Annotated in this window: 16 protein-coding genes; 3 read left to right on the top strand and 13 right to left on the bottom strand. The window is 39.4% G+C overall.

Annotation, left to right across the window (positions count from 1 at the left end):
* Positions 1 to 71: 71 nt before the first annotated feature.
* The 5 genes from KUV80_RS01035 to KUV80_RS01015 all read right to left on the bottom strand — a co-directional run bounded on the left by KUV80_RS01035 (position 72) and on the right by KUV80_RS01015 (position 4,852).
* A complete protein-coding gene (locus KUV80_RS01035) occupies positions 72 to 548 on the bottom strand; it encodes a MaoC family dehydratase (protein ID WP_222460839.1) in 477 nt (158 codons plus the stop codon).
* An 80-nt stretch (positions 549 to 628) separates the two neighbouring features.
* The gene (mdh, locus tag KUV80_RS01030) at positions 629 to 1,567 is read right to left on the bottom strand and encodes a malate dehydrogenase (RefSeq protein WP_222460838.1); all 939 of its coding nucleotides are present in this window, start codon (positions 1,565 to 1,567) and stop codon (positions 629 to 631) included.
* Positions 1,568 to 1,651: 84 nt separating this feature from the next.
* Entirely contained in the window at positions 1,652 to 2,920 is a 1,269-nt protein-coding gene (gene icd / locus KUV80_RS01025; protein WP_222460837.1) for an NADP-dependent isocitrate dehydrogenase, read from the bottom strand.
* Positions 2,921 to 3,023: 103 nt separating this feature from the next.
* The gene (gene citZ, locus KUV80_RS01020; protein ID WP_222460836.1) at positions 3,024 to 4,139 is read right to left on the bottom strand and encodes a citrate synthase; all 1,116 of its coding nucleotides are present in this window, start codon (positions 4,137 to 4,139) and stop codon (positions 3,024 to 3,026) included.
* Between the two features lie 254 nt (positions 4,140 to 4,393).
* Positions 4,394 to 4,852: a DUF441 domain-containing protein gene (locus tag KUV80_RS01015; RefSeq protein ID WP_222460835.1), complete on the bottom strand. Its 459-nt coding sequence runs from the start codon at positions 4,850 to 4,852 to the stop codon at positions 4,394 to 4,396.
* Positions 4,853 to 4,900: 48 nt separating this feature from the next.
* Between KUV80_RS01015 and ytvI the strand changes: the two genes are divergently transcribed.
* Positions 4,901 to 6,016 carry a sporulation integral membrane protein YtvI gene (ytvI, locus tag KUV80_RS01010; protein WP_246624996.1) on the top strand — a complete coding sequence of 372 codons (1,116 nt, stop codon included), beginning with the start codon at positions 4,901 to 4,903 and terminating at the stop codon, positions 6,014 to 6,016.
* A gap of 68 nt (positions 6,017 to 6,084) precedes the next feature.
* Here ytvI and KUV80_RS01005 read toward each other — a convergent pair whose 3' ends face one another.
* The 8 genes from KUV80_RS01005 to dnaE all read right to left on the bottom strand — a co-directional run bounded on the left by KUV80_RS01005 (position 6,085) and on the right by dnaE (position 16,746).
* Positions 6,085 to 6,480 carry an FxsA family protein gene (locus tag KUV80_RS01005; RefSeq protein ID WP_222460834.1) on the bottom strand — a complete coding sequence of 132 codons (396 nt, stop codon included), beginning with the start codon at positions 6,478 to 6,480 and terminating at the stop codon, positions 6,085 to 6,087.
* 88 nt (positions 6,481 to 6,568) lie between these two features.
* Positions 6,569 to 8,323 (bottom strand): pyruvate kinase, encoded by a 1,755-nt coding sequence (gene pyk / locus KUV80_RS01000; RefSeq protein WP_222462218.1) that lies wholly within the window; start codon positions 8,321 to 8,323, stop codon positions 6,569 to 6,571.
* An 86-nt stretch (positions 8,324 to 8,409) separates the two neighbouring features.
* Entirely contained in the window at positions 8,410 to 9,369 is a 960-nt protein-coding gene (pfkA, locus tag KUV80_RS00995) for a 6-phosphofructokinase (RefSeq protein ID WP_222460833.1), read from the bottom strand.
* A 117-nt stretch (positions 9,370 to 9,486) separates the two neighbouring features.
* A complete protein-coding gene (gene accA, locus KUV80_RS00990; protein WP_222460832.1) occupies positions 9,487 to 10,464 on the bottom strand; it encodes an acetyl-CoA carboxylase carboxyl transferase subunit alpha in 978 nt (325 codons plus the stop codon).
* 2 nt (positions 10,465 to 10,466) lie between these two features.
* Complete coding sequence (gene accD / locus KUV80_RS00985) at positions 10,467 to 11,321, bottom strand: acetyl-CoA carboxylase, carboxyltransferase subunit beta (protein ID WP_222460831.1); 855 nt, start codon at positions 11,319 to 11,321, stop codon at positions 10,467 to 10,469.
* A gap of 16 nt (positions 11,322 to 11,337) precedes the next feature.
* Positions 11,338 to 11,988: a FadR/GntR family transcriptional regulator gene (locus tag KUV80_RS00980; RefSeq protein WP_222460830.1), complete on the bottom strand. Its 651-nt coding sequence runs from the start codon at positions 11,986 to 11,988 to the stop codon at positions 11,338 to 11,340.
* Between the two features lie 20 nt (positions 11,989 to 12,008).
* Positions 12,009 to 13,250, bottom strand: coding sequence for an NAD(P)-dependent malic enzyme (locus tag KUV80_RS00975; RefSeq protein WP_222460829.1), 1,242 nt, complete (start codon positions 13,248 to 13,250; stop codon positions 12,009 to 12,011).
* A 112-nt stretch (positions 13,251 to 13,362) separates the two neighbouring features.
* The gene (gene dnaE, locus KUV80_RS00970; RefSeq protein ID WP_222460828.1) at positions 13,363 to 16,746 is read right to left on the bottom strand and encodes a DNA polymerase III subunit alpha; all 3,384 of its coding nucleotides are present in this window, start codon (positions 16,744 to 16,746) and stop codon (positions 13,363 to 13,365) included.
* A gap of 163 nt (positions 16,747 to 16,909) precedes the next feature.
* Between dnaE and KUV80_RS00965 the strand changes: the two genes are divergently transcribed.
* On the top strand, positions 16,910 to 17,242 hold the full coding sequence (locus KUV80_RS00965) for a YtrH family sporulation protein (RefSeq protein WP_222460827.1): 333 nt from the start codon (positions 16,910 to 16,912) through the stop codon (positions 17,240 to 17,242).
* On the top strand, positions 17,242 to 17,754 hold the full coding sequence (ytrI, locus tag KUV80_RS00960) for a sporulation membrane protein YtrI (protein WP_222460826.1): 513 nt from the start codon (positions 17,242 to 17,244) through the stop codon (positions 17,752 to 17,754). The genes KUV80_RS00965 and ytrI overlap by 1 nt, the downstream gene beginning before the upstream one ends.
* Positions 17,755 to 17,768 lie beyond the last annotated feature (14 nt).

The following is a 17,768-nucleotide window of genomic DNA, read 5'->3' as shown; positions in this document are numbered from 1 at the left end:
ACTCGCTTAACAGTAGCTTTACATAAATTTAATATCCTTTAAAAATAAAACCCTTTCATAGAGAAAGGGTTTTAGAAATTTTCCATAGTATGAGAAGTGATGGGCTTTGGCGGATAAGGAGGACAAACGTTAAGGTTTGCATGCAAGACTTCCGTTCCCTCTTCATTATTCGCTAATACAGTCATACCTATTGAATGGTTGTCCCGATTTACTTCTGTAATCTCAAAGTAAAACGTGAGCTTTGAATAATGATAGACCGGTTTATGAAACGTAAATTGTGAATGTGTAATAGAACTACCTGGTCCTGGCAAGTACTTGGATACGGCAGAAGTAACCATCCCCATCAGCATAATTTGTGGCACGACCGGTTTCTTAAAAGGTGTTAATGATGCATAATCATGCTGAATAAAAAGAGGATTGTTGTCATTTGTTAAACCTAAATACAACAATAGGTCCTTGTCTTCGATCGTCTCTTGCATTTCAAGTTTTTCGCCTATTTGTATCTCATTGATCTTGCGTCCTAGTTTTCTCTTTTTTCCTATTAGCAATTTGTTCCCCCCTTTTTATGATACCGCTTTCATTGTAAATAGGAGAAAAGATTCGGAAATAATCCCGAATCTTTTTAACCTTATGCTAAAACATTCATTACTGATTTTACAGATTCAGCAGAACGGTCTAACTCCTTTTTTTCTTGCTCTGTAAGTTCAAGTTCAATGATCTCTTCTAGTCCGTTTCCTCCAATAATGGTTGGAACTCCCAGACAAATGCCGTTGTAGCCATATTCACCTTCTAAATAAGCAATAGTAGGGAGAACTCGGCGTTGATCTTTAACAATCGCTTCCACCATTTCAACTAAAGATGCCGCCGGTGCATAATAAGCAGAACCATTTCCTAAAAGGTTAACAATCTCTCCTCCACCTTTACGAGTACGCTCTACAATCGCATCGAGACGGTCTTTAGAGATTAATTTCTCCAATGGAATTCCACCAGCATATGAATAGCGTACTAACGGAACCATATCGTCTCCATGCCCGCCAAGAACAAAACCAGTAACATCTTTTACAGAAAGATTTAATTCCATAGCAACAAATGTACGGAAACGAGCGGTATCTAGAATACCAGACTGTCCGATTACACGGCTCTTAGGGAAACCTGACTCTTTTAAAACGGTATAAGTCATAGCATCAACTGGATTTGTTAGAACGATGATTGTACATTCAGGAGAATGTTTCACAATTTCTTTTGTTACACTCTTCATGATTCCTGCATTCGTATTTACTAAGTCATCACGGCTCATGCCTGGCTTACGAGCAATACCAGCAGTAATGACCACTACGTCAGATCCTGCTGTATCTGCATAATCACTGGTACCTGTAATTTGAGCATCAAACCCTTGGACCGGGCTTGCTTCCATCATGTCTAACGCTTTACCTTTTGTAGGGTTTTCCATTTGAGGTATATCAACTAGTACAACATCCCCAACTTCCTTTTGTCCTAAAATGAAAGCTGTTGTTGCTCCGGTAAATCCTCCGCCAATCACTGAAATCTTTTTACGTTTGTTAGCCATGTCATTCCCTCCAAAAACAGTATAGAAAACGTTATAATTTCATCGTCTTTTGAGAAGACCCCTCGTGAAAGGGGCCAACAAAGCTTACATATTTTTAATTAGTTCGTCTGCAAACTCAGAACACTTAACTTCAGTTGCACCGTCCATTAGACGAGCAAAATCATAGGTTACTACTTTGCTTGCAATCGTGCTTTCCATAGATGATAGAACAAGCTTCGCTGCTTCTCCCCAACCTAAGTGCTCTAGCATCAATACTCCCGAAAGGATAACAGAAGATGGATTTACTTTATCAAGACCCGCATATTTTGGAGCTGTACCATGAGTAGCTTCAAAGATCGCATGTCCTGTTTCGTAGTTGATGTTTGCTCCAGGAGCAATTCCGATACCACCAACTTGTGCAGCAAGTGCATCAGAAATATAATCACCGTTTAAATTCATTGTTGCAACAACATCAAATTCTGCAGGACGAGTTAAGATCTGTTGAAGGAAAATATCAGCAATAGAGTCCTTTACGATAATTTTCCCTGCTGCTTCGGCATCAGCTTGTGCTTTGTTCGCAGCATCTTTACCGCTTTCTTCAACGATGCGGTCATATTGTGCCCATGTGAATACTTTATCGCCAAATTCCGCTTCAGCAAGCTCATAACCCCAGTTCTTGAAAGCACCTTCTGTATACTTCATGATGTTGCCTTTATGAACAAGTGTTACACTCTTGCGTCCTTCGTTGATTGCGTACTGAATCGCTGCTCTTACTAAACGCTGTGTACCTTCAGAAGAAACCGGCTTAATTCCAATACCTGAAGTTTCAGGGAAACGAATCTTGTTAGCTCCCATTTCATCTTGAAGGAATTGAATCAGCTTTTTCACTTCATCAGAACCGCTTGCATACTCGATACCTGCATAAATATCTTCCGTATTCTCACGGAAAATAACCATGTTTGTATCTTCAGGACGTTTTACCGGTGAAGGAACACCCTTAAAATACTGTACAGGACGAAGGCAAGTAAATAGATCTAGTTCTTGTCGTAAAGCAACGTTCAATGAACGGATTCCTCCACCAACAGGAGTTGTAAGAGGTCCTTTAATCGCAATTATGTAATCGCGGATCGCATCTAAAGTTTCTGAAGGCAACCACTCACCTGTTTGGTTAAAGGCTTTTTCACCTGCAAGAACTTCTTTCCAAACGATCTTTTTCTCACCGTTATAAGCTTTCGCAACACTAGCTTCTAAAACACGTGAAGCTGCAGCCCAAATATCAGGACCAGTTCCGTCACCCTCGATATATGGGATAATTGGTTGGTTTGGTACGTTCAACACTCCGTTGTCAACTGTAATACGTTCTCCGTTAGACATAATAAAATTCCTCCTATTTCTGCAATTGCATCTTCATAACTAGTCTACTAAAAAACATAGGGAAAAGAGAAGAAGAATCCCTTCTCTTTTTAAAAAGTGTTCCTTATCTTTGCTCTAATGCAACAAATTGCTGCATATCAGGACCGATATACTCCGCACGAGGACGAATCAGTCGGTTGTTATCGTACTGTTCCAAAATGTGTGCGATCCAGCCAGAAACACGGCTTACTGCAAAGATTGGTGTGAATAGGTCGTGATCGATACCTAAACTGTGATAAACACTTGCAGAATAGAAGTCAACATTTGGAAGCAACCCTTTTTTCTGCTTTAACATATCATCAATCTTGACACTCATCGTGTACCATTTCTCTTCACCAGTGATAGAAGTAAGTTGTTTGGACATTTCACGAAGATGTTTCGCGCGAGGATCACCATTTTTGTATACGCGGTGTCCGAAGCCCATGATTTTTTGCTTGTTCTCAATCGCATTATCCAAGTATGATTCAACGTTCGATTCTTCACCAATCTCAGAAAGCATCTTCATTACTTGTTCGTTTGCACCACCATGAAGAGGTCCTTTTAGAGCTCCGATGGCAGCTGTAATTCCTGAATAAATATCAGAAAGGGTTGCTACACAAACACGCGCAGTAAATGTGGAAGCGTTCAATTCATGGTCTGCATGCAATACAAGTGCTTTATTTAAAGCAGTCTCAGAAATTTCATCAGGCTCATTACCTGTTAACATATATAAGAAATTAGCCGCATAGCTCAGATCTTTTTTAGGAGATACAGGATCTTTTCCTTCTCTGATACGCGCAAATGCCGTTACTAGAGATGCTAATTGTGCTTGAAGACGAATGGCTTTTTTATAATTGCCCTCTGTAGACATGTCCTCTGCATCTTTATCATACATCGCAAGCGTCGAAACAATTGTACGTAAAACTGTCATTGGATGAGCATCCTTCAAAGGAAGCGATTTCATTTGTTCCAACAATGCTTCAGGAAGCTCACTCGCTTCAGCAAGCTCTGTTTTAAACTTTTCCAATTCCGTTAGGTTAGGCAGTTTACCATTCCAAAGCAAGTATACAACTTCCTCAAAAGTTGCATGTTCAGCTAAGTCATCAATGCTATATCCTCTATAGGTTAAAACATCATCGATGATAGAGCTGACAGAAGATGTTGTTGCAACAATTCCTTCTAATCCTCTTGTAGCTGTCATGGCTATCTCTCCTTTTTTTCTGTTATTCTCTCTTCTCCTTTAATAATTTCATTTTTTAAAAAATAGAAAGAGCTTACATTTTTCTTCTTTTAAAAAAGACGGAGAAATAAGATGTAATTCCGACTTCTTTATTCTCAAAAAAGAGACATGAAAAATGAAAGACTATTTAAAGGAAACGGGACATACACATCAATTATAAACAATAATCTGATTTTTGTGAACGAATATCGCTTAATTCATGCGTTATAAGGTTATCACGTTGTGAACAATTCGACAATCTTCATCGCCATATATGCAATTCCTGCACCGATTAAAGGACCTACTGCAACCCCTTTAAAAATGGCCACTGCAAGAATTGTTCCAAATACGAGAGCAGCAGTAATATGTGGATCGTTCTGAAGCAAGTGCAAGCCTCTGCTAGCAATAACTGCCACGAAGATTCCGGATAATAAAGCTATCCACGCATATGAAGATTTAAGCGATTCTTGAAGTTGTTTAAAGCCGATATCACCAGTTGCAATTGGAATTAATACGGCTATGGTGATAATCGTAACTCCCCAATTTATACCCTTATGTTGAATAACAGAAAACCATTTTTCTCCTAGACCTGAAAATTTTAACACTAATAAAAAAGCGACAGCTATCATGAGTGATTGATTTTTCGCTATAACTCCAATCACTAATAAGCCGATTAAAAAAAGAGTTGGCTCCATAATGAATTCCCTTCTTACTTAAGATCTGTAGAAAGCAGGTGATACACCTTGCATCCAGAAATTACACAGCGAATCATTCGCTTCAGTTGCATAGTAATTATAGCGATTGCCATTATTACTTTCGGATATTATGTTTCCGGCATCCTATACCCTTTTATTGCAGGAGCAGTCATAGCTCTTATTATTAATCCATTAGTAGGATTTTTGGCGAACAAATTTAAGATTAACAGAACACTTGCGGTTATTATATCCATTTTAGCTCTTCTCGGGTTTCTCGTCTTATTAATAACCCTGCTTATCCAGGAAATGATGACAGGTTTCGCCTATATCGCCCATGAGATTCCTGCTTATATTCAAGAGCTCGTCACTTACTTTGAGAATTACTTCAAAACAAATGTCCTACCGCTCTACCATGACCTGCTGACTATATACAGCAAGCTAGGAACTGATCAAAAAGAAACCGTCATGGACAACATTGAGAAGATCGGAACGGGTATTACCACGAATGTTACGGGAATTACCCAAGCCATTATTAATGGTGTTTCACTTATGATTGTTAGTCTTCCCACTTTTTTAACTGTTTTTATTTTTTCTTTGCTAGCCGCGTTTTTTATAAGTAAAGACTGGTACCGAATAACTGGATTTTTAACTGCCATCTTCCCAGAAAAACTGACTCAAACCGTGAAAACCGTTTATGTTGAGTTGCGAAAAGCATTATTCGGTTTTTTAAAAGCTCAGCTAACATTGATTTCAATAACTGCATTTATTGTATTGATTGGCCTTCTTATTCTGAGAATTGATTATGCAGTCACAATATCTGTATTAATAGGTGCCATAGACCTTCTTCCATATTTAGGAACAGGAGCTGTGTTCTTACCTTGGATTGCTTATTGTTTCTTAACTGGGAACTACACCCTAACAATCGGGTTATCGATTTTATACGGCGTTGTGGTCATTCAAAGACAGATCATGGAACCAAAACTATTATCCTCAACAATCGGGCTTGATCCGTTAGCAACGCTTGTTGCATTGTTCGCCGGATTTCAATTATTTGGATTCGTCGGGTTAATTATCGGTCCTGTTATACTTGTTGTCATCCGTGCTTTATATGAAGCAAAATTTTTTCATGAAATCTATCACTTTATCATGAAGCCTGTTAAATAAAACGGCTTTAGAAAGACCAATCAAAAAAGAACGCCTGCTCTTTTGGCAGCGTTCTTCAATTTTGACCATTAACGTTTTTTTATTACATAAAATTGACCATTCTTCATTTTTTCGTACAATTTTGCTTTTAGCCAAAACTTCACGATTTTTCTAAATGGAGGAAAGAGCAACGAAAACCCGATAAAGTCTGTTAAGAACCCTGGTGTCAAGAGCAGAGCACCTCCAACGAGAATGCAAGCTCCATCTAAGACTGCATCACCTGGCATCTGGCCGTTATCAAGCTGCTCTCTTACTCTTTTTATCGTTTCGGTACCTTCTCTTTTAGCTAAGAATGCTCCCATGATCCCCGTTAAGAATATACTGGCAATCGTCGCTGGTATTCCAATATATTGACCAGCTAAAATAAATATCCCCACTTCTAATGCAGGCACAAGTATGAATATAAACAATAACAACCGAAACATAAGATTCCTCACTTTCTCCAACTAACATCATATGAATACTTTTACGAATAAAAAAAGAGAAGGTTTCGTTTCCTTCTCTTTTCATTTATTAGATTACGTTTTTTCTTCCGTCATAAATATATCCAACAGAAGCATCAATCGTGATTTCTTGACCATCTGTAAAAATTTCAGTTGCATTCTGGAGTCCTACGATAACAGGGATGCTCATTGACACACCACATACGGCTGCATGGCTTGTTAAACCGCCTTCTTCTGTGATAACAGCTGCTGCTTTTTCAAATGCCGAGATCATATCACGGTCTGTGCCTACTGTTACAAGGATTGCTCCTTCTGTCATCTTATCCATCGCTTCTTGGGCAGTTTTTGCAACTACCACTTTACCTGATGCTGAAGATTGTCCGATTCCCTGCGCTTTAGCAAGAACGTCACCAATGATATGAACTTTCATCAAATTGGTTGATCCTGATTCACCAACAGGAACACCTGCAGTAATGACAACAAGGTTTCCATGCTGAACTGCATCTGCTTTAATAGCTGAATCAATCGCAATTTGGAACATCTCGTCAGTTGTTTTTGCTTTTTCCCCTTTAACCGGAGTAACTCCCCACACAAGAGCAAGCTTACGGCAAACATCTTCATTACTTGTTACTGCAATAATCGGAGCTTTAGGACGGTATTTGGAAATCATACGGGCTGTTTGTCCTTTTTCAGTAGCTGTAATAACGGCATCCGCTTCTAAGTTTAGAGCAGTAAACGAAACAGATTGAGAGATCGCATCTGTAATCGTCGTTTTACTCTCTTTGCTTCTAGAGGATAAGATCGTTTTATAATTTAAAGAGCTCTCAGCTCGGCTGGCAATTTTGTGCATCGTAAGAACGGATTCAACAGGATAGTTACCTGCAGCTGTTTCACCAGACAACATGATTGCATCTGTTCCGTCAAAGATTGCATTAGCTACGTCACTCGCTTCTGCACGTGTTGGACGGGGATTACGCTGCATGGAATCTAGCATCTGTGTTGCTGTAATAACTGGTTTTCCTAGCTCATTACATTTTTTAATAAGCATTTTTTGTACGAGCGGTACTTCTTCAGCTGGAATCTCTACACCAAGATCCCCACGGGCTACCATCAGTCCATCAGACACAGCAAGAATTTCGTCGATATTATCAACGCCTTCTTGGTTTTCAATCTTAGGGATGATCTGGATATGGTTTGCATTGTGATTATCTAAAATTTCGCGAATCTCAAGCACATCTGTCGCACGGCGAACAAATGAGGCCGCGATAAAATCTACACCTTGCTGTATTCCAAACTCGATGTCTTTCGCATCTTTATCCGTGATCCCAGGAAGCTTTACGCTAACATTCGGCACGTTTACACCTTTTTTGTTTTTTAGAGTACCAGAGTTCAAGATTTTCGTTATTAATTCTTTCTTTCCGATCTCAATGACTTCAAGTTCAATCAAACCATCATCAAGTAATATTCTAGATCCTACTTCTACATCTTCAACAAGGCCCGGGTATGATACAGATATTTTCTTTTCGTTTCCGATCACTTCTTCCATAGAAATGATCAGCTCATTACCAGCTTCGAGCTCAGCTACACCGCCTTCAAGTGTTTGAGTACGGATTTCCGGACCTTTCGTATCTAGAAGAATAGCTACGGTTTTTCCGAGTTCTTTTGAAGCTTCACGAATATTAATGATTCGTTGACCATGTTCTTCAAAATCACCATGTGAGAAATTAAGGCGGGAAACATTCATCCCTGCATTCATCAATTCTTTTAATTTATCTATGCTTTCGCTTGCCGGACCTATCGTACAAACGATTTTTGTTTTACGCATCATGTAAATGGCCTCCTGGTTTCTTTTTTCGCAAGAAGGCATCGTACAGACTGAAAGTTATGCAGCCATACGATGCATCATGCTTGTTATATAGATAATTCTTGGGATAATCGGTACATGTCTCTATCAATTAAGTGCTTTTTAGATAAAACCTCTGTAATGTCATAATCCACAAGTTTGTTATTTTCAATACCTACTGTTCGTCCAGCTTTGCCTTGTAAAAGAAGTTCAACTGCCTGAGCTCCTAGTCGGCTTGCTAAAACACGGTCAAAAGCAGTTGGTGAGCCACCACGCTGAATATGACCCAGAACTGTTACTCTCGTCTCAAATCCAGTTAGCGTTTCAATTTCCTTTGCAACATCAACACCACTTCCACAACCTTCTGCTACGATGATAATACTATGCTTCTTTCCGCGTTCGTGTCCTCTTTGCAGCTTTTGTACGACCTGTTCCATCTTATGTGCTACTTCTGGAATAAGAATGGTCTCAGCACCGTCTGCTAATCCTGCCCAAAGCGCTAGGTCACCAGCATCTCGTCCCATTACCTCAATAATATAAGTACGCTCATGAGAAGTCGCCGTATCACGAATTTTATCAATTGCATCAATGATTGTGTTAAGTGCCGTATCAAAACCAATTGTGAAATCAGTTCCAGGAATATCGTTGTCAATCGTCCCAGGAACACCTATAGTAGGGTATCCTTGTTCTGATAATTTCTTAGCCCCTTGGAATGAGCCATCGCCCCCTATGACCACTAAGCCTTCTATCCCAAATTTCTTTAATTGGTCAATTCCTTTTTGCTGACCTTCAGGTGTTTTGAATTCTAGGCAGCGTGCTGAATGAAGCATCGTACCACCACGGTGAATGATATCACCAACAGAACCTAGTTCCAATTTTTTAATATTACCAGAAATTAATCCTGCATAACCATTGTATATCCCGTACACTTCTAAATCATGATAGATTCCTTTTCTGACTACCGCTCGAATCGCAGCATTCATGCCCGGAGAATCGCCACCACTTGTTAGAACTCCTATCCGTTTCATGAAACATTCACCTCTCTAGTTCTCTCGTCTTATTAAAATATCATGTTCAAATGTTGAACACAATAGACAACAATAGGCAAAAAAATGCGCCTTCCCAATGGCGGAAAGGCACATTCCCTATTTAACAACAATGGAATCGTTTACAAACCCAAATTGTCCGATTTTTTTATATTTTTCATAACGCTGTTCAATGAGGTCTTCTTCCGACATGGTTAGAAGTGTATTTAGTGAAGAATCTAAAACATCATCAATGAGTTCTGATTGTCGTTTAGCATCTTTATGAGCTCCACCTTTTACTTCTTCAATAATCTCGTCGATGATTCCAAGTTCTTTTAGATCAGGTGCTGTAATTCTCATAGACTCGGCTGCTTTTTTTGCAAGTGAGGCGTCTTTCCAAAGGATAGCGGCAGCACCTTCTGGTGAAATAACAGAATAGGTCGAGTTCTCAAGCATATAAACGTAATTACCTACACCAAGTGCAAGAGCACCGCCACTGCCGCCCTCTCCAATAACGATACATATAACAGGAACGGTCAGCCCTGCCATTTCAACGAGGTTACGGGCGATCGCTTCACTCTGCCCTCTTTCTTCTGCAGATTTTCCTGGGTATGCACCTTTTGTATCAATAAAACAGATGATTGGGCGGTTAAATTTCTCCGCCTGTTTCATTAAACGTAAAGCTTTCCGATATCCTTCTGGATGAGGCATACCGAAATTACGACGTACATTTTCTTTCGTATCTTTTCCTCTTTGGTGGCCAATAACGGTAACTGGAGTACCTTTATAAAACGCAACTCCACCTACAATGGCTTCATCATCACCAAACAGTCTGTCTCCATGAAGTTCTATGAAATCAGTAAATAAGTATCCAATATAGTCAAGAGTAGTGGGACGTTCGGCATGTCTGGCAATCTGAACACGATCCCATGGCTTCATTTCTGAATACGTACTATATTCCAAGTTCGAAAGCTTTTCTTCAAGTCGTTTAATCTCGTCAGTGAGATCAATGTTTTTTTCATCCATAAAGGATTTTAATTCCGCTATTTTTTTTTCAAGCTCATGTATCGGTTTTTCAAATTCTAGCTCAGCGGCCATGCTTAACGCCCCCCTTCTGAATGAATTTTTAATAGAGTCCCTAACGTTTTTTTCATCTGGCTGCGATGAATAACTCCATCAAGCTGACCATGCTTTAATAAAAATTCTGCCGTTTGAAAATCGTCAGGAAGCTCCTGTCTTATCGTTTGTTCGATAATTCTTCTTCCCGCAAATCCAATGAGTGCACGCGGTTCAGCGAAGTTATAATCCCCTACTGAAGCAAAACTTGCAGAGACTCCTCCAGTAGTAGGATGAGTCATAACGGAGATAAACAATAGGCCCTTATCACTTAATCTTTTTAGAGCAACGCTCGTCTTCGCCATCTGCATGAGACTTAGAACACCTTCTTGCATACGCGCTCCACCTGATGCTGTAAAGATAATAAACGGACATTTTTTCTCTATCGCTTTTTCGATCGCTCGAGTAATTTTTTCCCCTACTACAGAACCCATGCTTCCCATTCTAAAACGTGAATCCATAACGGCAATTGTTATAGAGACACCGTTGATCTTCCCTTCACCAGTGACTACCGCTTCATTAATTTTTGTTTTCTTGCGGTCACTCTCCAGTTTTTCAACATAATTAGGGAACTCCAGTGGATTTTTTGAAATCATATCTGCGTTATATTCAGTAAAAGTGCCGTCATCCAACAAACTCGCTATTCGTTCCTGTGAAGACATGGAATAGTGATACTGACATGATTGGCAGACAAGTAAGTTTTTCCTTAACTCTTTTGTCACCATGATGTGCTTACATTCCGGGCATTTACTCATAATCCCTTCAGGAACATCTTGCTTCACTTTACCTGTAGGTATTGTGGCATACTTTTTCTTTTTTACGAACAATCCTTTAATCATGAATGAATAACACCACCTATTCGATTGCGTTTAGGGCATCGTTTTGTTTTGATAACAGATCCGTTAGCTCTTTAGCATTTTTCTGTTCCAGAAGTGTAAGGACTTCCGAGCATAACTCTGGAGACCAGTTCGAATCTGCTTTTTGTAATGATGATCCATAACCCGTTAGTTCTACATATAAACGATAAAGAAGATGATTGCCGCATGTCTGAATGACATTTTTTTCAAATTGTTTACATAATACTTGTAGCTGCTCATTTGAGCTTCTCTTTATTTCTTTAATTAACTCATGCAGATTACTCAATTCGGAAGAAGTGCATCTCATAATCGCCAGACCTACACAATCTTTTATGACAATATGACGTGTTTCACGCAAGTCTTCCCGAGCTTTCACATCGTTAAGAATAAAAGAAGCTAACACCTCTACAAGACGGTGACCTGTTGCTTCTCGTATAAATGTCCCCTCTCCCCTTCTTGTTTCAATCAACCCAAGAAGTTCAAGAGAGCGTAACGCTTCGCGAACAGAGGACCTTCCCGCATGGAGCCGATCGCTAAGTTCCCGCTCCGAAGGAAGTTTGTCACCCGCTTGAAGACCGTCTTCAACAATAATAGCTTTAATTTTTTTTAATATTTCTATATATACTTTTTCGGTAGGCTGGACAGACATTCCTCTCTCCTTTACCGGTTTCATTCATCTTTTCCGATGAGGGCAAGTTTCTTTGTCTTTTCAGCGATTTCTTCTGGGTTCACTCGAATTCTTGCAACACCCGTTTCCATTGCAGCAGTGGCTACTGCCGCTGCAACCATTGGCGCTACTCTTGGGTCAAAAGGAGCGGGAATAACATACTCTGCATGCAGTTCTTGTGGATTGACAAGATTTGCAATGGCATGAACAGCCGCAATCTTCATTTCTTCATTAATGTGTGTTGCTCTAACATCTAGTGCTCCACGGAAAATGCCCGGGAACGCCAAGACGTTGTTCACTTGGTTGGGGAAATCTGAACGTCCCGTCCCAATAACCATAGCTCCTGCTTCTTTTGCTTCATGCGGCATAATCTCTGGATTAGGATTAGCCATAGCGAAAATAATCGGCTCTGGGTTCATAGATTCAACCATTGCCTTTGTAAGAGCACCTTCAACAGAAACACCAATGAAAACGTCAGTACCGCTAATAACATCAGCAAGGGTACCTTCTTGTTTTGTACGGTTTGTAAAGCTGGCAACTTCTGATTTCACACTGTTCATACCATACGGGCGGCCTTCATAAATCGCCCCCTTTGTGTCACACATAATGATGTCTTTTACTCCAAAGCGGTCTAACAGTTTAATAATTGCGATACCAGCAGCTCCAGCACCATTTACAACTACTTTGATCTTAGACATTTCCCGCCCCGTTAATTTCAATGCGTTCACTAATCCAGCTAGTGTAACAATAGCTGTTCCATGTTGATCATCATGAAAGATTGGGATATTTGTTTCTTTTTTCAATCGTTCTTCAATTACGAAACAGTTAGGTGCTGCGATATCTTCCAGATTCACTCCACCAAACGTAGGTTCAAGCAGTTTAACGGTTTCAACAATTTTGTCTACATCCGTCGTGTTCAAACAAATAGGAAAGGCATCAACACCTGCAAAACTTTTAAACAATACAGCTTTTCCTTCCATAACTGGGAGAGCCGCTTCTGGTCCGATATTTCCTAGCCCTAAAACTGCTGTTCCATCAGAAACTACCGCTACTGTATTGCCTTTCATCGTATAATCATAGACTTTTGATTTGTCATCATAAATATCTTTGCAAGGTTCAGCAACACCAGGAGAATATGCAAGGCTAAGATCCTTTGCATTTCGAACGGGCACCTTTGATTTTGACTCTAATTTACCTTGATGTATTCTGTGCATGTGTAGTGCTTCTTCTCGTAATGTAGACATCTTTTCATCTCCAAATAAATTAAAATTTTAAGGGTCGATGAGTCAATAATAGTGGTCAGACCACTATTATTGACTCACTTATTATATCAAATGTAAACAAACTGTAAAGTTATTAATTTCTTTTAAGTACGACATTGCCTTCTCCAACTACAGATTGGAGTTCTAATAACAAATCTTCAGAAACGCTTATTGTCTTTGTGACTTGGACTTTTTGCCTTGTTTCTTCATAGATTAAAACAACAGGAACACTTCCTTGAGATTGATAGAGTATTTGCTTGACCGCATTTAGATGATCAGGTGAGGCATGTTCTTTATCAATTTTAATAAATAAAGCAGAATGGTCTTTCGGTTTAAGTTCATGTAAAGGGATGCATTTATTAATTAATACTTGTAATGCGTCATTACGTTGTTCAACACTTCCCTCCAGAAATAGCTGCTCTCCTTTTTGCAGAAGTCCATGATGTCCCTCGTACACTTTTGGAAACACTACAGCCTCTATTTCTCCACTCTCATCACTTATTGAAAGAAAAGCCATAAGCTCTCCTTTTTTTGTTTTAATGACACGCACTTTGTCTACTAATACGCCCAGGCGAACGGAAGAATTCTTGCCTTTTATGTCAGCGATGCTCGTTGCGGCCCAGCTTCTTAAAGCTGTTCGAAAGCGTTCTAATGGATGGGAAGAAAAGAAAAAGCCTAAAGATTCTTTTTCGAATTTCAGTTTCTCGCTTTCCTGAAAGGGCTGAACATGAACATAAGAAGGCTTTGGGAGATTAATGTCGTCATCAAAAAAATACATTTGATTTTTTCTTGAAATTTCTTGAACCTCTTCCCCATATTCGATAGCAGTCTCAAGAGAAGCTAACAGAACAGCTCTGTCCTTTCCAAGATCATCCAACGCTCCTGCAAATATTAAGGATTCAAGTGTTCGTTTATTGACTACTTTTTGCGGACACCGTGCACAAACGTCAAACAGATCGCTAAATGCTTCTTTTTCATTTTCTTCCGTTAAGTAACGTATCGCATTGATACCGACATTTTTTACAGCTAACAAACCGAATCGAATACCTTTTCCTTCAGTTGTAAAATAAGCACTGCTCTTCTGAATAGATGGCGGAAAAACGAAAATGTCCTTTTGTAACGATTCCTTAATGTATTGATTCACTTTATCATGATTGCCAATAACACTAGAAAGTAATGCTGCCATGAAATATGTAGGATAATTTGCTTTTAAATATGCTAGCTGATAGGCAATAACACTATATGCCACGGCATGGCTTCTCGGAAAACCATAATCGGCAAAACGAACGATCAGATCATATAATGCGTCTGCAGACTTCTCATCATAGCCTTGCTTTAAACAGCCTGCAACAAAATGATTCCGTTCTCTCATGAGAATATCTCTTTTTTTCTTACCGACCGCTCTTCTTAACAGATCAGCTTCTCCAAGCGTAAAACCCGCTGCTTTTGTAGCGATCTGCATGATCTGCTCCTGGTACACGATTACTCCATATGTACTTTTTAAAATAGGTTCTAGATCAGGATGCATATAAGCAACTGTTTTTTGACCGTTTTTACCTGCGATGTAATCCGGAATATTCTGCATAGGACCTGGTCTGTACAGGGCATTCACTGCAACGATATCTTCAAATTCAGTTGGTTTAAGCTGCTGAAGAACTTTTCTCATTCCGTCTGATTCTAATTGAAATACACCTGTTGTATCCCCTTGTGAAAGGAGACGGAATGTTTTTGCATCTGTAAATGGTATCGCATGTAAATCAATTTTTACCTTTTCACTTTTTTCAATGGAAAGAAGAATATTTTCAATTAAAGATAGATTACGAAGCCCGAGAAAATCCATCTTCAAAAGACCTGCCGCTTCTAACCACTCCATACTATACTGGGTTAACGGAATGCCGTCATGACCTTTCTGCAACGGTACTGTCTGAACAAGAGGGGTTCTGGATAAAACAACACCTGCCGCATGAGTCGAAACATGTCTTGGAAGCCCCTCTAAAGTCATAGCAATATCAATCAGCCTTTTCACATTCTTATCTGTTTGACAAGCTTCCTGTAGCCCAGCAGATTCTTTTAAAGCGTTCTCTAAGCTAATCCCTGGCCTTGAAGGGATGTTTTTAGCCGTTTGGTCTATTAGAGAGGGAGGGAGATCCATCACTCTTCCGGCATCCCTAACTGCCGCTCTTGCTGCTAATGTTCCAAATGTAATGATTTGAGCCACATAGTCTGTCCCATACTTATTAGCAACATATTGTAAAACCTCATCTCTCCTGTTATCTGGAAAGTCAATATCAATATCCGGCATCGTAACACGTTCAGGATTTAAGAACCGTTCAAAAATCAGATGATGATGAATCGGATCTACATTTGTGATTTTTAGAACATACGCCACTAAAGATCCTGCCGCTGAACCCCTGCCAGGTCCTGTAATCATTTTTTGGTCATGTGCATATTTCATAAAATCCCAGACAATAAGAAAATAATCTTCAAAATTCATACTTTGAATGACCTGTAATTCATAATCAAGTCTTTTTTCAATTTCTGGTGTTACTGTTTCATACCTGTCCTGTACCCCTTTTTTACATAGCATCGCCAAGTAATCAAAGCTACTGCTATCACCCGGAACCGGATATTTCGGAAGGGATATTTCTCCTAATGTAAGCTCTAGATCGCACCGGTCAGCTAGTATTTTTGTCTCGCTGACAGCCTCTGGCACAAAAGAAAACAAATCTTCCATTTCTGACGTAGATTTCAAATAATAATCTCCAGTAGCTAATTTATAGCGGTCAGGATTGTTCATCTTCTCTCCATGCTTAATACACACTAGAATATCATGTGCACTTGCATCTTTTGCATCGAGATAATACGTTTCATGTGCACAAAGAAGAGGAATGTGAAATTCTCTCGAAAGGGATTGAACCTCAAGATTCAGCGTTTTCTCAAACCCTGTACCATGATCTTCAAGACCTAGATAAAAACGGTCAGGAAAGTACTGTTGATAAAAGTGAATGCTTTTATTTACTAAATGGCCTGCACCTTTATCATGGGACAGGTGCTGCTGTATTTCACCTTCTGCTCCTGATGAAAGCGCAATCAGCCCATTTGAGTGGTTTGAGAGGTCCTCATGTGAAAGTGGCGTGATTTCTCCATCTTGCTTCGTTTGCATAATCGTTGTCAGTTTTAGCAGGTTCTGATATCCTTCTATATTCATTGCGTACAAAAGAATCTTATAAGCTGATTTTCTTATTGAATGATCGTTCTCATGCAACTCACCTAGATCTGCCTCTAATCCCAAAATAGGCTTTATTCCCACTTTTTTACAAGCTGAATAAAATTTTAACGCTCCGTACATATTTGCTTTATCCGTCAGAGCAAGCGCAGGAAAACCTGATTCTGCTGCACGCTTAACTAGCTCATCAATTCTGCATGAACTTTCAAGAAGAGAGTATTCACTATGTACATGAAGAGGAACAAATCCCATTTGAGTCACTTCCTTTTTGCAGCTATTTCCACTTCCATTATAGTACATCTGATCGTATGTGTTAATGAAACAGGTTATTAAAAGTCAAGTTCTTCGTAATTATCAAGTAAACAAGCATACTCTCTTTTTTTGTCCATACATTAAGTAGGAGGGGAGGATTCGTATGGTACGCGATTTCTTTGCAAATATGATATTGGATTTTGCCATTGCATTTGGAGTACTTTTAGGTGGTGCACTCATCGGTGGACTTGCAGCATTTTTAGTTGGAAAAGCTCCTATATATGAGATGATGGAGCTGGCTAAAAGACTTAAGATATGGGCAATCGTCGCTGCTATAGGAGGGACTTTTGATACCATCACTAACTTTGAACGCAGTTTTGAAAATGGAGCTACGGTTGAGATTTTCAAGCAGTTAACATATATTTTCGTTGCGATTGCTGGCGCAAATACCGCTATGCAGCTCATTCAATGGCTAAGCCAGGAGAACATCAACTGATGAGAATTCCACCGCTGTATCAACGAAAAGGCTACCAGCGTTTTTTTGCTGGAATGGCGATTGGATTTATCATCGGATGGGTGTTTTTTTTAATTCAAGGTGGTTTAGCTCATGAAAGACTGATTCATAAAATAAAAGAGCAAAATTCTATCATTATAGATTATAAGAAAAAAAACGAGATTTTGACTTCAGATGACAAGAGAGCAAATGAAGAACTGGCCAAAAAATTCAAGCTGCATGAGATTAACGTGAGATTTTCCAATGAAGGGTCTCAGAAACTATCAAATCTGACAAAGATGCACTTAAAACAAGCGGTTGAAGATGACCTGGAACATTTAATAGGTGAAGATACGGAAACTATCGCAAAAAGTAATACACTGCTTTTTCAAGCTATAGAAAATAAACCTTATCGGATTGATGATGACGAACAAGTTTATCGAATTACGATTGACCACCTCTATTTATATACAGGCGTTCTTAGGATATATATATCTGCAACCCCAAATGAATGATTATGCATGAATAA

Source organism: Fictibacillus nanhaiensis (genome assembly GCF_019801215.1).
GTDB classification, from domain to species: domain Bacteria; phylum Bacillota; class Bacilli; order Bacillales; family Fictibacillaceae; genus Fictibacillus; species Fictibacillus nanhaiensis_C.
The sequence above is the reverse complement of the archived record's forward strand: the minus strand, read 5'-3'. Positions and strand labels throughout refer to the sequence as shown.